This window comes from Candidatus Thiodiazotropha sp. CDECU1 (assembly GCF_963455295.1).
GTDB lineage: Bacteria > Pseudomonadota > Gammaproteobacteria > Chromatiales > Chromatiaceae > Thiodiazotropha.
In genome coordinates, this window is sequence record NZ_OY734020.1 from 2,780,964 (window position 1) to 2,795,528 (window position 14,565).

13 protein-coding genes are annotated in these 14,565 nt (G+C 54.6%); 4 read left to right on the forward strand and 9 right to left on the reverse strand.

What is annotated here, in order from left to right; translation table 11 throughout:
- Positions 1 to 133: 133 nt before the first annotated feature.
- From hflX to R2K28_RS12705, 7 genes are all read right to left on the reverse strand, one after another.
- A complete protein-coding gene (gene hflX / locus R2K28_RS12675; RefSeq protein ID WP_316364824.1) occupies positions 134 to 1,417 on the reverse strand; it encodes a ribosome rescue GTPase HflX in 1,284 nt (427 codons plus the stop codon).
- A gap of 94 nt (positions 1,418 to 1,511) precedes the next feature.
- Positions 1,512 to 1,781 (reverse strand): RNA chaperone Hfq, encoded by a 270-nt coding sequence (gene hfq, locus R2K28_RS12680; RefSeq protein WP_069125889.1) that lies wholly within the window; start codon positions 1,779 to 1,781, stop codon positions 1,512 to 1,514.
- A 176-nt stretch (positions 1,782 to 1,957) separates the two neighbouring features.
- Entirely contained in the window at positions 1,958 to 2,926 is a 969-nt protein-coding gene (miaA, locus tag R2K28_RS12685; protein ID WP_316364828.1) for a tRNA (adenosine(37)-N6)-dimethylallyltransferase MiaA, read from the reverse strand.
- Between the two features lies 1 nt (position 2,927).
- Positions 2,928 to 4,703 carry a DNA mismatch repair endonuclease MutL gene (gene mutL / locus R2K28_RS12690; protein WP_316364830.1) on the reverse strand — a complete coding sequence of 592 codons (1,776 nt, stop codon included), beginning with the start codon at positions 4,701 to 4,703 and terminating at the stop codon, positions 2,928 to 2,930.
- A 128-nt stretch (positions 4,704 to 4,831) separates the two neighbouring features.
- Positions 4,832 to 6,148 carry an N-acetylmuramoyl-L-alanine amidase gene (locus R2K28_RS12695; protein ID WP_116444363.1) on the reverse strand — a complete coding sequence of 439 codons (1,317 nt, stop codon included), beginning with the start codon at positions 6,146 to 6,148 and terminating at the stop codon, positions 4,832 to 4,834.
- 103 nt (positions 6,149 to 6,251) lie between these two features.
- Positions 6,252 to 6,722, reverse strand: a complete 471-nt coding sequence (gene tsaE, locus R2K28_RS12700) for a tRNA (adenosine(37)-N6)-threonylcarbamoyltransferase complex ATPase subunit type 1 TsaE (protein WP_316364834.1) — start codon at positions 6,720 to 6,722, stop codon at positions 6,252 to 6,254.
- Positions 6,715 to 8,223: an NAD(P)H-hydrate dehydratase gene (locus tag R2K28_RS12705; RefSeq protein ID WP_316364836.1), complete on the reverse strand. Its 1,509-nt coding sequence runs from the start codon at positions 8,221 to 8,223 to the stop codon at positions 6,715 to 6,717. Before R2K28_RS12705 ends, tsaE begins: the two co-directional genes overlap by 8 nt.
- Positions 8,224 to 8,429: 206 nt before the next feature.
- Between R2K28_RS12705 and queG the strand changes: the two genes are divergently transcribed.
- A complete protein-coding gene (gene queG, locus R2K28_RS12710; RefSeq protein ID WP_442871397.1) occupies positions 8,430 to 9,509 on the forward strand; it encodes a tRNA epoxyqueuosine(34) reductase QueG in 1,080 nt (359 codons plus the stop codon).
- A 3-nt stretch (positions 9,510 to 9,512) separates the two neighbouring features.
- On the opposite strand, the gene orn is transcribed toward queG, so the two are convergent.
- Positions 9,513 to 10,061 (reverse strand): oligoribonuclease, encoded by a 549-nt coding sequence (gene orn, locus R2K28_RS12715; RefSeq protein WP_316364838.1) that lies wholly within the window; start codon positions 10,059 to 10,061, stop codon positions 9,513 to 9,515.
- A gap of 445 nt (positions 10,062 to 10,506) precedes the next feature.
- Here orn and R2K28_RS12720 point away from each other — a divergent pair, with 445 nt between their 5' ends.
- The 3 genes from R2K28_RS12720 to rsgA all read left to right on the forward strand — a co-directional run bounded on the left by R2K28_RS12720 (position 10,507) and on the right by rsgA (position 13,170).
- Complete coding sequence (locus R2K28_RS12720; protein ID WP_316364839.1) at positions 10,507 to 11,745, forward strand: M48 family metallopeptidase; 1,239 nt, start codon at positions 10,507 to 10,509, stop codon at positions 11,743 to 11,745.
- A 130-nt stretch (positions 11,746 to 11,875) separates the two neighbouring features.
- Positions 11,876 to 12,160 carry a c-type cytochrome gene (locus R2K28_RS12725; protein ID WP_316364842.1) on the forward strand — a complete coding sequence of 95 codons (285 nt, stop codon included), beginning with the start codon at positions 11,876 to 11,878 and terminating at the stop codon, positions 12,158 to 12,160.
- An 8-nt stretch (positions 12,161 to 12,168) separates the two neighbouring features.
- Positions 12,169 to 13,170, forward strand: coding sequence for a small ribosomal subunit biogenesis GTPase RsgA (rsgA, locus tag R2K28_RS12730; RefSeq protein WP_316364845.1), 1,002 nt, complete (start codon positions 12,169 to 12,171; stop codon positions 13,168 to 13,170).
- A 17-nt stretch (positions 13,171 to 13,187) separates the two neighbouring features.
- On the opposite strand, the gene R2K28_RS12735 is transcribed toward rsgA, so the two are convergent.
- Positions 13,188 to 14,546 carry an ATP-binding protein gene (locus R2K28_RS12735; RefSeq protein WP_316364848.1) on the reverse strand — a complete coding sequence of 453 codons (1,359 nt, stop codon included), beginning with the start codon at positions 14,544 to 14,546 and terminating at the stop codon, positions 13,188 to 13,190.
- Positions 14,547 to 14,565: the final 19 nt, after the last annotated feature.

Genomic DNA, 14,565 nt, shown 5'->3' on the forward strand with positions numbered 1-14,565 from the left:
GATATCTATTTATGGGGACGACTATAGCCAAATTCAATCCGTATTAGGATATCCATCAAACCCCAATCTGGCGCCATTCTATCAGTACCCGGGGGGGTAGTGTACATCGTGATGGATTCTGTGACACTCAACACTAACCGATAATACAATTCTGCAATAGAGGTTCTTCCTTCAAGAGTTTCAGGAACTCCCGCTCAGACATATCGATATCCATCTCCCAGCCCCCCTCATCGGTACTCGACTCCTGCAGCACCGAACCGCGTTCAAACAGCAGCGCATGCAAGCGTCCATCCTCAGGATTCAATCGCAGCCGCTGCTGGATATGATTTTTACGAAAGAACTCAGCGAGCGCCTGATGCAACAACTCGGTTCCTTCGCCGGTAATGGCAGAGAGCCAGATACGTATAATCTGACCACTATTGTCCCGGTCAATTCTGGGATCAACATTGGCAAGTTGATCGATTTTGTTGAATATCTCTATCTGATGGACCTTATCAGCGCCGATCTGTTGCAGCACACTGTTCACTTCCGTTATACAGGTCGCCCTCTGATGGCTGGATGCATCCACCACATGCAGCAACAGAGAGGCATCAGTTGTCTCTTGCAGGGTGGATTTGAAGGCGGCTACCAGATCGTGGGGCAGATGGCTGATAAAACCGACAGTATCGGCCAACACCACCGCCCCCTCACCCTCAAGATCCAGTCGCCTCAAGGTTGGATCGAGGGTCGCGAATAACTGGTCAGCGGCATAGACCCTGGAACCAACAAGTGTATTGAAAAGCGTGGATTTACCCGCATTGGTATAGCCAACCAGGGAGACTGTGGGGATATCAGCCCGTTCGCGCCCGCGTCGTCCCTGCTCACGTTGAGAATCCACCCGCACCAGACGTCGTTTGATCTGTTGAATACGCTGATTCAGCATACGCCGGTCACTCTCCAACTGGGTCTCACCCGGTCCGCGCAGGCCAATGCCGCCTTTCTGACGTTCCAGATGGGTCCATCCTCTCACCAGACGGGTAGAGAGGTGTTGTAACTGGGCCAGCTCCACTTGTAGCTTACCCTCGAAAGAGCGCGCCCGTTGACTGAAAATATCCAGAATCAGGCCAGTCCGATCGACGACCCGACATTTGAACTCCCGTTCGAGATTTCTCTCCTGACTGGGAGAGAGTGTATGGTCGAAAATCACCAGGTCGGCACGCTCATCGGCGACGATCTGCCTGATCTCTTCCGCCTTACCTCGCCCGACAAAGAGCTTGGGATCGGGTTGTTGCCGGCTCCCCGAGACAAAGGATACGATCTCCGCGCCTGCAGAGAGCGCCAGATCACGAAACTCGTTGATCTCACCCTGATCCCTGGTTGCACCCAGATCAAGATGGACAAGTACAGCGCGTTCACCCGCTTTGGGACGTTCAAACATATTTGGATCAGAGAGGATAGGCCGGGAGGTAGAGGACTATGCTATCGGGCATACCTTGTATGCGATAGGCCCGATAGCAAACTGTTCGTAAAGGCTAGAAATTGCCAGTACCGGTGGGTGGTGCTGGCTCTTCACCTTGGCCATTCGCATGCTGAATACGGACATTCCGCGCGGGTACGACCGTTGAGATTGCATGTTTATAGACCATTTGACTGACACTGTTCTTCAGAAGCACTACAAACTGGTCAAATGATTCAATCTGTCCCTGCAGTTTGATACCGTTGACTAGAAAAATCGATACTGGCACGCGTTCCTTCCTCAGTGCATTTAAAAAAGGGTCTTGTAGACTTTGCCCTTTAGACATGGAGTTTCTCCTTATTGTGTTTCTAATTTGGCAGTGATATTAAGCGCACAATGTATGCTGGCAACAGAAAAAAAACGACGCCACAGGCGCAAGTTTAGCACAATGTTTTTTTGTCCATGTATTCAAAATATCAATAGCAATGAATGAAAAATAGTACCCGAATCAACTAAAAGAGGCTAGGAAGGGGTGAAAAATGACGAGAACCGGCCTGAAATCAGTTCCAACGCCTGTTCAAACACCCCTCTCTCTTCATCGAGCCAGTGGCACCCCTCACAGCTTCGCAACCAGGTGAATTGACGCTTCGCCAGCTGTCGCGTGGCAATTATGCCCCTTTCTATCATCTCATCCCGAGATAACTCACCCGCTAGGTAACTGAGCATCTGACGATACCCCACGGCCCGCATCGAGGGCATCGCGGGTGAGAGATCACCCCGATCCATCAATGATCTGACCTCCTGTTCGAATCCCTGTGCCAACATCTCAAGAAAGCGTCTTTTTATACGTGCGTGTAATAGAGTTCGTTCCCCGGGTGCCCGCACCAGCTTCAACACACTGTATGGCAATCTATGACCCGCGCTACCCTGCTGAAGTTCAGTCAGGGTTTTTCCGCTGATCTCAATCACTTCCAATGCTCGAAGGATCCTCTGGGGATCATTGGCATGGATACGCCGCCCCGCTGTGGGATCCAGCTGGGACAGACGCTGGTGTAACGCCTGCAAACCGAGCCTTTGTAAATCCTGATCCAATTGCGCCCTGACCCCGGGATCGGCTTCCGGCAAGTCAGAAAGCCCCTCTTCAAGGGCCTTGAAATAGAGCATGGTGCCGCCCACCAACAGGGGGACCCTTCCCATCCTGGTGATTGCAGCCATTTCAGCCAGGGCATCCTGCCGAAATGCTGCGGCAGAGTAGTTCTCCGCTGGATCCCTGATATCGATTAGCCGATGCGGCGCAATCTGCAGCGTGGTCTGATCCGGCTTGGCTGTACCTATGTCCATACCCCGGTAGATAAGCGCCGAATCGACACTGATGATCTCCAGCGGCAGGCGCTTGACCAGTTGCACTGCCAGTTCGGTCTTTCCCGAGGCGGTAGGCCCCATAAGAAAAATGGCAGGCGGTAAACCTTGAGCCGGTTCTCCGATTCCCATCTCATCGACCCCTTAGAAAGAGTCTATCCAATTCGCTTAGTGTCATCTGCACCCAAGTGGGCCTGCCATGATTGCACTGATCTGCACGTTCGGTCCTCTCCATATCGCGTAACAAGGCATTCATCTCATCCAGTTCAAGCCGTCGATTGGCCCGCACGGATCCATGGCAGGCCATGGTGGCCAACACCTTTTCGATCTCCACCTGCATACGGTCGGTGTGGCCATATTCCGCAAGATCGGATAGCAGATCGCGTAACAGGGTCTCCGCATCGGCACCCCGCAGCAGTGCCGGAATCGTCCTGATCGCCAGGGAATCCCTGCCCAGGCGGCTGACTTCGATGCCGAGTTGGCGCAACAATCCTTGAAATTCCTCTACCAAGTCCGCCTCGGACGCACTCACCGCAACCGTGACAGGAACCAACAACGGCTGGCTGGTGATGCCATCACCGCCGTGAGTCTGTTTGAAGCGCTCATAGGTGATGCGCTCGTGAGCTGCATGCATATCGACCAACACCAGGCCGGCTTCGTTCTGCGCCAGGATATAGACACCATGCAGTTGTCCCAGGGCAAACCCAAGCGGCGGTATCTGCTCTGGTTGGGTAGACTGGGCCGTTGAATCCTCTTCAGCATGGGTGGGTTGTTGCGCCGCGAATGCTGCTCGATAGGCAGCAGGACGCTCGGCCACGCGCAAATTCATACCCTGCTGTTGTAAGCGCTCATAGGCCGATTCACTCGCCGGCGCTACTGATGCAACAACACTCTCCTGGCTGGGCTGGGGTCGCGTCTCGGCCAGCAGCCTGTGCAGGCCCCGATAGATGAAATCGTGGATAGAGCGGGAATCGCGAAAACGCACCTCGTGTTTTGTCGGGTGCACATTCACATCCACCTTACGCGGGTCCAAATCAAGGAACAGCAGATAAGCAGGATGACGGCCATGATAGAGCACATCCTGATAACTCTGGCGAATTGCGTGGGTGACCAGCTTATCCCTGACCATTCGCTGGTTGACGTAGAAATATTGCATATCCGCCTGTGAGCGTGAAAAACTCGGTCTTGCCACCCACCCGCTCAGGCGCAGATCGCCGGTCTGCTCTTCGATTGGTAGCGCCTGCTCCAGAAAGCCGGCTCCAAGCAAGCTTTGAATGCGTCCTTCCCTGTCGTGCTGATCACGACAGGGTGGCAACCTATGGATCTGACGTCGATTATGGTGCAGAGAGAGCCCCACCCCGAAGTGTGCCAGGGCAAAGCGTTGAAACAGTGAATTGATGTGATTGAATTCGGTCTTTTCAGTGCGCAGAAACTTACGCCTCGCCGGGGTATTGTAAAAGAGATCGCACACCTCGATGCTGGTGCCTGGAGGATGTGCCGCCGGACTGGGTTCCGTGACTGTATCCGATCCATCCCCCCTAACCTCCCAGGCCTCATCGGCCTCCTGATGACGGGAGATCAGTCTGAGACGGGAAACCGAGCTGATACTGGGTAGCGCTTCACCCCTAAAACCCATGCTGCGAAGTGATTCCAGATCCTTGAACTGGGTGACCTTACTGGTGGCATGTCGCGACAGGGCCATGCTCAACTCCTGTTTCACAATTCCCACCCCATCGTCGCGAATGTGGATGCGCTTGATACCCCCCTGGTCGATCTCAATATCGATTTGATGCGCACCCGCATCAAGGCTGTTCTCCAGCAACTCCTTGACCACCGATGCCGGACGCTCCACCACTTCACCAGCGGCAATCTGATTGATAAGTTGTGGCGGCAGGATACGGATCGGCATAATCAGCTGGCGGTTGTCATCGGTGGAAGCTGTCGGAATGGGCTATTGTGCCATCCATCCAGGAAACGGGCCATGGCCAAGCCGATATGGCAGGAAATCAAGCGTTGATAGGGATAGGGGATCTGAGATCAGCCGCCGGGAATCTGCAGCACCTGGCCGATCCGAATGGTATCGCCTTTCAGCTCATTGGCATTACGCAGTCGACTGACACTGACCTGGTATCGATTGGCAATGGCGATCAGCGTTTCACCCCGGGAGATGACATGCTTGCGCGGCGCCTTTCGCGCCTGATTGGAGGCAAGCAGGGTTCCAGGGGGGGGTTGGAATTTGAAATAGTCGCGAATCCCCTTCATCAGGGCGGTGGCCACCTTTTGCTGGTGTTTCTTACTCCTCAGGCGCCGCTCTTCATCCGGGTTGGAGATAAACGCGGTCTCCACCAGCATGGATGGGATATCTGGAGACTTCAACACCACGAAACCCGCTTGCTGCACCCTGCGCTTATGGGTTTTACCCAGCCCTTTGAGCTGCCTCAATACCCGGTTGGCGGCCTCAGAACTCGCCTGCAAGGTGCCGATCTGGGAGAGATCGAGCAATACGGAGGCGAGCATGTCATCCTTATCCTCGAGGGAGACACCACCCACCAGGTCCGCACTGTTTTCCCTTTCCGCCAACCAACGGGCCGCTTCATTGGAGGCCCCGCTACGCGACAGGGTGTAGACCGATGAACCCCGCACCTTGCGGTTGTGAAAGGCGTCGGCGTGAATCGACACGAACAGATCCGCCTGGGCCTCTCTCGCCTTGGCAATCCGTTTTCTTAATCCGAGATAGTAGTCACCATCACGAATCAGCACCGCCCGCATACCCTTCTGTTTATTGATCGCTGCAACCAATTTACGCCCTATCGCCAGCACCACGTCCTTTTCATAGGTTCCCTTGACGCCACGGGCACCGGGATCCTCACCACCATGACCCGGATCCACGGCAATTACCACATCCCGCTTCCCCAGCGCCTTTGCTGTCTTCACCGGTTGGGTGCGTCGGGCAGCGGTATGTTTGTCATCATACAGATCGATAACCAGACGATGGCCGTACTCCCGATTGGGCTTGAGTGAGAAGCTCTTAGGTTTGACCGCGCTGGTAAGATCGAATACAACTCGCATATCACGCTTGTCGCGAACCGCGGATCTCATGCCCCGGATGATCTTGTTCTCTTTGGTTGGGTCGGGAAGATGTTCGGTCAGGGTGGTGTTTTTCAGATCCAGCACCAGGCGATCAGGCCCCTTCAGGGTGAAGATCTTATGGCTGATCTGACTGTTCGCATCGAACACCAATCTGACATGATCGGGTGCCGACCAGATGCGCAAGCCGGTGATCTGCGACTGTTTAGCGTAGAGAGGGAGACTGCTCAGCAACATCAGCAGCAGCAGTAGGCAATTCTTCCTCATTTCCCCATGACCTTTGAATACGAGCAAATTCATCCTAAAAATAGCACGCTATAATCATTTTTCCAAGGTTTTCTGTAGGATAGGCAATTTTTCTTTAAAAAACTTAAACATTTGCCAGTGCTTTCTGCAACTCCGGGAGAGATTTTGCACCTCGATCGGTCACAGCTTCGAATTTTATCCTCCGCGCCTGATCATGGTGGGTGAAATGCACCATCAGATCCGCCTGGGGCAATACACCGATACCCTTTTCAGGCCACTCTATCAACAGTAATGCATCCCTATTCAACAGATCCTCAATGCCTAAATAGTCCAACTCCCTGGGATCAGAGAGACGATAGAGGTCAAAATGGTAGTAGGATTGACCCGCCAATTCGTAGGGCTCTAGCAAAGTATAGGTCGGGCTTTTGACCCTTCCCTGGTACCCGAGCTGCCGCAGAAACCCCCTTACGAGGGTTGTCTTTCCCGTCCCAAGGTTTCCCTCGAGATAGACAATAAAGGGTGGTCTGCAGTTCAATGCCAGACAGGCACCAACCGCCTCCTGTCGCTGCTCGCCTTTGACCTCTATTTCAAACACTGTCACCAATACCATTGAGAAGGGTGCGTATTTCAGGCAGCAGATCACCGGCCAAGAGACCGATTTCACCCTTGATTGCAGCCCTGTCACCCGCTGCCGCATGCAGACAGACCCCCAATTCAGCAGCTTCGAGACCTGGGTGGCCCTGCGCTATCATGGCGCCGATGATGCCGCTTAAGACGTCACCGCTCCCCCCTGTTGCCATACCCGGATTACCGTCACTGCAGAGTGAGGTGGGCTGAGCACTGCCATCACCTATCAGGGTACCCGCACCTTTCAGTACCACAACCCCCCCAAAGCGCTGCTGTATCTCTTCCACTGCGCTAAATCGGTCATTTTCCACCCGTGCTATATCACAACCGAGAAGCCTCGATGCCTCCCCCGGGTGCGGTGTCAGGATCCAATTCTCCCGCCGCCTTGGCTGATCGGCCAACCAGTTGAGACCATCCGCATCGATGACCAGCGGAAGCGTGAAACCACTGGCAGCCCGATGGCACATCTCTCCCCACTCATTTCGCCCCAGACCAGGCCCCAGCACCAGGGCATCGGCGCGATCCATCAGTTGCTCCAGCTCCTCCACCCCAGTCACTCCCCGCACCATCAGTTCGGGACGGCCCAGATTCAGGCAGTGGGCATGGTCGGGATGGGTAGCCAGGGTCACCAGACCCGCCCCGCTCCGTGCGGCCGCTTCGGCTGCCAGGCGGGCAGCACCCGGATAGCCCCGGTCACCGGCAATAACCAGCAGGTGACCAAAATCACCCTTATGGGCGGTGCGTCGCCTGGGCAGGATGAGGCTGGAGCGCTTTTGCCAGTCGATGCGTTTGCAGGCAAGCCGTTGATGGGCATAGACCCGTGCCGGGATTTCCAGGGCATCGAAAACGATCTCACCACAGCAATCAGGCCCCCGGCCGGTAAACATCCCCTGTTTCAGGCCAATGAAACTGATGCTGGCGCGTGCCTCGATGGCACAACCCATAATACGCCCGGTATCGGCATGCAGCCCGGAAGGGATATCGATGGCAAATACATTCGCAGGATGACGGTTTATCTGTTCGATGGCCGACGCCCAATCTCCCCTCACATCACGTTCAAGTCCCGTACCCAGGATGGCATCCACGATCAGATCGGTTTTACCCAGCTTCTCAAAGGGCTCTATGGGATGGCCCAGGGCTGTCCAGGACTCCGCCATGATCAGGGCATCCCCCTTTAGTTGCAGGGCGTCACCCAACTGCAGTACCCGTACCCGTATGCCGGCCTGGCTGGCCAATCGAGCAACCACATAACCATCGCCGCCATTGTTGCCCATACCGCAGACCACGACGATCTCAGATAGATCCGGCCATCGATCCTGCATGAACTGATAGGCTCGGCTTCCGGCACGCTCCATCAGCTCCGCACCGGGGATGTTGAACTCCTCGATGGCGATACGATCGAACTCTCTCACCTGATCCGCCCGATAAAGGGCATAGGGCAGCTCTTCGATATGTGGCATAACACGCATTCGATTATTCTCAATCAAAGTCCAGGTTCCAATCCACGCTCTTTACCCATTGTGCTTGAGCAACCATACCCTGTTGCATATGAGGCTTCAAAATGTGTTCGAGCACCAAGTGAACAGATAGGAGTCATACTACAACTGAGCTATAGTGACACTCCACTATCCATCCACAGTCAGCCGCTTTCATACGATTAACCCGACAACCATATATGGCGCATTCAGGGCTTCAAATATTGCAACAAGATCAGCTGGAGGAATTGACCCAAAACATCAAGGCATGGGCGCAAATCCTGGGACTGAGTGCCATCGGTATCAGCGATACCGAGATCACCAGGGCGGAATCCGAACTGAACAGTTGGCTTGCCAGAGGTTACCACGGTGAAATGGACTACATGCAAAAACATGGCACCAAGCGCAGCCGTCCCGCTGAACTGGAACCCGGCACCACTCGCATCATATCGGCCAGATTAAACTATCTGCCGGAACCATTGACTCAGTCCGAACAAGTCCTGGCGGATCCCGAACTGGCCTTTATCGCTCGCTATACATTGGGCCGTGACTACCATAAGTTACTGCGTAAAAGATTACAGAGACTGGTGGAATTGATCCGCACCGGGGTGGACAACGCCGATTTCCGGGTGTTTGTCGACTCGGCGCCGGTGATGGAAAAGCCCTTGGCGCAAAAGGCGGGACTGGGATGGATTGGCAAACATACAAACCTGATTGCCAGGGATGCAGGATCCTGGTTCTTTTTGGGAGAGATCTTTACCAATATACCTTTGATCTGCGACTCACCGGCACAGGACCATTGCGGTGACTGCTCGGCCTGTATCAGCTGCTGTCCCACCCAGGCCATAGTCGCCCCCTATCAGCTGGACGCCAGACGCTGTATCTCCTACCTGACCATCGAACTGCATGGCTCGATCCCCGAAGCGCTAAGACCCGATATAGGCAATAGGATCTTCGGTTGTGACGACTGCATGCAGGTCTGTCCCTGGAACCGTTTCGCCAAACTTACCGGAGAGATCGATTTCCTGCCCCGTGCCTCACTCGACAGCTCCACCCTGGTCGAGCTGTTCAACTGGGACGAAGCCAGATTCCTGAAGACCACTGAAGGCTCTGCGATCCGCCGCTTGGGACACACGCGCTGGTTGCGTAACATTGCCGTAGCCCTGGGTAATGCCCCTTCATCAGTAACGGTTGTCACGGCATTGCGAAAGCGCCTGAATCACCCATCGCCCATGCTCCGGGAGCATGTTGTATGGGCCCTCGATCAGCATCGTGTGTAGTGATCAGGGCAGGCGCAGGAAATGATCCCGGTAGTAGCGTAACTCATTGATGGAGTCCTTGATGTCATCCAATGCCAGGTGCTTCCCCTGTTTCGAGAATCCTTCGCTAAGGGAAGGCGCCCATCGATTCATCAACTCCTTCAGGGTGCTCACATCCAGGTTCCGATAGTGGAAGAAGGCCTCAAGCTTCGGCATGCTCCTGGCCAGGAAACGCCTATCCTGGCAGATGCTGTTGCCACACATGGGTGAGGCACCAACGGGCAGGTATTGGTGCAAAAAATCGAGGGTTTCAGCCTCTGCCTTTGCCTCGTTATAGCCGCTCTGCTGAACCCGTTCAACCAACCCGGAAGCACCATGTTGCCGCTGGTTCCACTCATCCATCCCATCCAGTCTCTGCTGTGACTGATGTATAGCGATCATGGGCCCTTCCGCGATGATGCTCAACCTTGCATCGGTGACGATGGTGGCGATCTCGATAATCTCATCGTTCTGGGGATCGAGCCCAGTCATTTCCAGATCGATCCATATCAGGTTGGAGGCGTCAACAGGCATCTTGTTATCCTTCTTTCAGTTACAGCTGCCTGATTCTAGCAGGAAGCCGCCACTCTCTGTATTCTATCAGAGGCCGACCCATGCCACGAATCGCCCTGAAAAAAACTGTGAGCATTTTTCAACTGGCGCAATCTAACTAGGGCCTGTTAACACTAATCCAATGCACTCTGTTGTGCCTGAAAAAGCGCCAATCAAGGCGCGAGGAGAGAAGTTTGGTCACTCCAAATGAACGACGAGCAACGCTGAGTGGCGCTTTTTCAGGCGCAACCCGAAGGGCTGGGGCTGTTTTTCCACCCAGCGGCGTTATCATTCGCTCATGTAGCGCTGCTACACCACGCTCATTCTGCCTTGCTGGACGAAAAAACAGCCCCAGCAGAGTGCATTGGATTAGTGTTAACAGGCCCTAGAGAGTTCATACCTCAACCGAAAAACAGAAACAGGACTGATGCCGATATTTACCCAACTATTTCTTATTTTCCTGGCCATTGGCACCCTGCTTCAACTCTGGCTGCTGTTACGCCACCTCGGGCATGTCCGGCAGCACCGCGACCGGGTGCCCCACGAGTTCAGTGAAAGCGTGACCCTTGGCGAACATCAGAAGGCTGCGGATTATACCCAGGCAAAAGGCCGCCTCGCGATCATTGAGACTCTACTGGGTGTTGGCCTGTTGCTTGCGTGGACCCTTGGCGGCGGACTAGATCTGCTCGATCGATACTGGCATGGCTTTGGCTGGCAGGAGATCATCATCGGCATGCTGTTCATCTTTTCCTTCTTTCTCATTAGCAGTCTGTTGGACTTGCCCTTCGATCTCTATCGAACATTCCGCTTGGAAGCGGCCTTCGGATTCAACCGCATCACTCCGCTGCAATACCTCAAGGACCGCCTGCTCGGTGTCATGCTCTCACTCCTGTTGGGAGGGCCCTTACTATGGATCATCCTGCTCCTCATGCAGGGTGCGGGCAAATTCTGGTGGCTCGCTGCATGGGCGGTCTGGATGGGGTTCACACTTACCCTGAGCTGGGCCTACCCACGGCTGATCGCCCCACTGTTCAATAAGTTCTCACCCTTGGATGAGGGAGAAATGCGCAACCGCATCCAGTCGCTGTTGCAGCGATGTGGATTCACCAGCGACGGTATATTCGTCATGGACGGCTCGAAACGATCCAGTCATGGCAATGCCTATTTCACCGGCTTCGGCAAAAGCAAGCGCATCGTCTTCTTCGATACCCTGTTGGAGGCATTGAGCATTGATGAGATGGAAGCTGTCCTGGCTCACGAACTTGGCCATTTCCGTTACAAGCATATCTTCAAACAGATGTTCATGATGGGGGTTCTCTCTCTGCTCGGATTGGCCCTGCTGGGATGGCTCTCCCAGCAAGCCTGGTTCTATAACGGCTTGGGGATCAGCCAACCCTCCAACGCTGCCGCACTGCTCCTGTTTATGCTGGCGATTCCGGTTTTCACTGTCTTTTTTACACCCCTGGGGAGTTATCTATCCCGCCGTTACGAATTTCAGGCCGACAATTACGCCGTCAGCCAGACGAATGGGAAGTTTCTTGTGCAGGCATTGGTTAAACTCTACCAGGACAACGCGAGTACTTTGACACCGGATCCGCTGTATTCGCTTTTTCATGACAGCCATCCACCAGCGCCGGTGCGAATTGCCAACATCCTGAATCGGTAAACCCTAATTCATATATGTCAATCATATATCCTCACGCCCCCTTACAGACAGCAAGTGCCAATGATTGGAAGTCTGGTGAACACCTGGCGATTTCGGGACAACAGAAACCCCTGCTTAATGGAGATAGCAAATGATGAAAACCGTGATAACTGCAATGATGCTGACTCTTGCGTCAACCACCTCTCTGGCTGCCGATCCTGCCATCGGTAAACAGTTGACCGAACAAAACTGTGTAAGGTGCCACGGCAGTGAAGTCTATACGCGGGAGAACCGGCGTGTAACCGACCTGCCAGGTCTGCATAAACAGGTACGTTTTTGTGAACAGAACCTGGGCCTGACCTGGTTTGATGATCAGATTGAAAATACCGCAACCTATCTCAACCTGGAGTTTTACAAATTCGACATTAAACCCTGAGACGCTCCATGGCCAGACGTCGCCTGACCAAACAACAGAAAAACCGCATTCAGGCCATTCAGGAGAAGCGTCGTATACGCCTCGACTCAAAGGCCAGGCAATCACTTTCAGAGGCTGATGACAACCCATCACTTGAGGGGCGTGTGGTTATCCGCCATGGCGCAACCCTCGGTGTCATGGATGGGCAGGGCAAACTGTTCCGCTGCCAGACCCGCCAACATATCGGCCACCCTGTGTGTGGTGACTGGGTCATCTGGCAACCGGTGGATGAGACCACGGGTGTTGTAACGGCGCTACAACCCCGGAGCAGCGTCCTCAGCCGACCCGACTATAGCGGCAGACACAAACCACTGGCAGCCAATATCACCCAACTGGTCATTGTGCTCGCCCCCAAACCCGAGCCCAGCGGTTACCTTCTGGATCAATATCTGGTCACCGCCGAAACCATCGGTATTCCACCCTTGATCGCAATCAATAAGATCGACCTGCTTGAGGGGGGGCTGGAACATGAATTCATGCAGCGTTTTGAAGCCTATAGTTCGATTGGATATTCGGTTTTTGGCATCAGTGCCAAACGCGAACATGGACTCGATCCCCTGATCGAAAGGCTGAAGGACGAGACAAGCATCCTGCTCGGACAGTCTGGGGTCGGTAAATCATCACTGATCAATGCACTGCTGCCATCGATGCAGGTTGAAACAGGACGTCTCTCGCAGGCAACCGGACTGGGCAGGCACACCACTTCAGCGGCAACCTGCTATACCCTTCCCCAGGGTGGAGAGCTGATCGATTCTCCAGGGGTGCGCAGTTTTCGCCTCACCGACCTTTCCCGCCAGGAACTGGAACAGGGGTTCAGAGAGTTCCAGCCATTTCTCGGCCAATGCCGATTTCATAACTGCAGCCACGACCATGAGCCCGGTTGTGCCATTCAAGCTGCCATGGAGAGAGGCGAGATCGCTGCCCAACGGTTGGAAAACTTCCTCAGGTTAAGCCAGGTATCAGACCGCTGATCCAAGGTTCAAGGCTCTCATCCGCCCGGTAGGTGGACATGCACCGCAACACCACCCAGCTGCTCGGCCACGCCGATCTCAATTCGTCCACCATAGGCGCTAACGATATCGGCGGCAACCGAGAGGCCTATTCCCTGACCGGGCAGCTGCTGATCGGCACGATGACCTCTCTGCAATACCGCTTCAAACTGATCCGTGGGAATACCCTTTCCGTTATCCTCCACCCTCAGGTAGAGATCCTGCCCGGTTTCCGCCTGCACACGGACATGGCCGTTGCCATACTTGCAGGCATTCTCCATCAGATTTCCCAGCAGTTCCATTAGATCACCCTCATCGCCGCGAAACAGGGTCTCCTCTGCAACTTCCAGCTCCCAGTTTATCCTCTGCTCCCGATAGACCTTATCGAGAGAACCTGCAATCCGTTCCACCACTGGTTTGACCGACAGGCTTTGAGTCAGCACGCTACTCCCTGAGGCGGCCGCCCGCTGCAACTGATGACTGACGATCTGATTCATACGCTCGACCTGCTCGCGCAGTGTGTGTTGGCTGGATTGTGGCTCACCGCTCTCTTTCTCAGCAACACCCTGGAGTACTGCCAACGGTGTCTTCAGACTGTGGGCAAGATCACCAAGACTGTCGCGATAACGCTGCTGCCTGGCCTGGGCGTGACGGATCAGTGAATTGATATTCGAGGTGAGACCATTCAGCTCCTTCGGATAGTCACCCTGCAACTGATCCGCTCGGCCCGACTCAATCTCGGTGAGCGCCTGCGCCACCTCCCGCAACGGATGCAAACCCCAACGCAACACCCAACCCTGAACCAGTAACAACAACAGTGCAGCACCACCGAGCCAGAGAAACAGGCTATCTCGAAAAGCGGCCACCTGTTCCCGCAGTGGTTTCAAGTCCTCTGCCACTGCCAGGACATATTCCAGTTCACGTCCTTGAAAATCCTCCCATACGACCCCAAAGCTCAACACCATGGCACTACTACCCTGCAGGTTGAATCGCTCTATTTTCGACTCTCCCGGTTGCATCTGACGTAGAAATCCGAACCTGCGCCCCAGTGATGAGGGTGATTGCCAGCGGTAGTTCCCCTGCATGCCACTGACCTCTGCATAGAGTCCCGAATCCGGACGGTTGAAACGGGGATCGGTCATTACACCTGGCATTTTGAGTCTGCCCGCCTGATCCTCCTCAGCTGCCGCCAGGAGCGCATAAACACTGCTGAACAGACGTGCCTGTAGTGCCTCCTCACTGGCCGAGCGGAATGCCTTGTCGAGGGCTAATCCCGTCAAGCCGAGGAATGCACCCAAAACCAGACTGGCCGCCAGCAGCAGTCGCTGATGGATAGAGGGGTTTAGCGCTGTTCCCATGCCGGCCGCTCTGCTCCCT

Coding starts and splice junctions, on each gene's coding strand:
- mutL (WP_316364830.1), bottom strand. CDS start 4,703: ATGCCGATCCGTATCCTGCCGCCACAACTTATCAATCAGATTGCCGCT.
- hfq (WP_069125889.1), bottom strand. CDS start 1,781: ATGTCTAAAGGGCAAAGTCTACAAGACCCTTTTTTAAATGCACTGAGG.
- R2K28_RS12705 (WP_316364836.1), bottom strand. CDS start 8,223: ATGCGTGTTATGCCACATATCGAAGAGCTGCCCTATGCCCTTTATCGG.
- orn (WP_316364838.1), bottom strand. CDS start 10,061: ATGCCTGTTGACGCCTCCAACCTGATATGGATCGATCTGGAAATGACT.
- R2K28_RS12695 (WP_116444363.1), bottom strand. CDS start 6,148: ATGAGGAAGAATTGCCTACTGCTGCTGCTGATGTTGCTGAGCAGTCTC.
- R2K28_RS12735 (WP_316364848.1), bottom strand. CDS start 14,546: ATGGGAACAGCGCTAAACCCCTCTATCCATCAGCGACTGCTGCTGGCG.
- R2K28_RS12720 (WP_316364839.1), top strand. CDS start 10,507: ATGCCGATATTTACCCAACTATTTCTTATTTTCCTGGCCATTGGCACC.
- miaA (WP_316364828.1), bottom strand. CDS start 2,926: ATGGGAATCGGAGAACCGGCTCAAGGTTTACCGCCTGCCATTTTTCTT.
- R2K28_RS12725 (WP_316364842.1), top strand. CDS start 11,876: ATGATGAAAACCGTGATAACTGCAATGATGCTGACTCTTGCGTCAACC.
- queG (WP_442871397.1), top strand. CDS start 8,430: ATGGCGCATTCAGGGCTTCAAATATTGCAACAAGATCAGCTGGAGGAA.
- hflX (WP_316364824.1), bottom strand. CDS start 1,417: ATGTTTGAACGTCCCAAAGCGGGTGAACGCGCTGTACTTGTCCATCTT.
- rsgA (WP_316364845.1), top strand. CDS start 12,169: ATGGCCAGACGTCGCCTGACCAAACAACAGAAAAACCGCATTCAGGCC.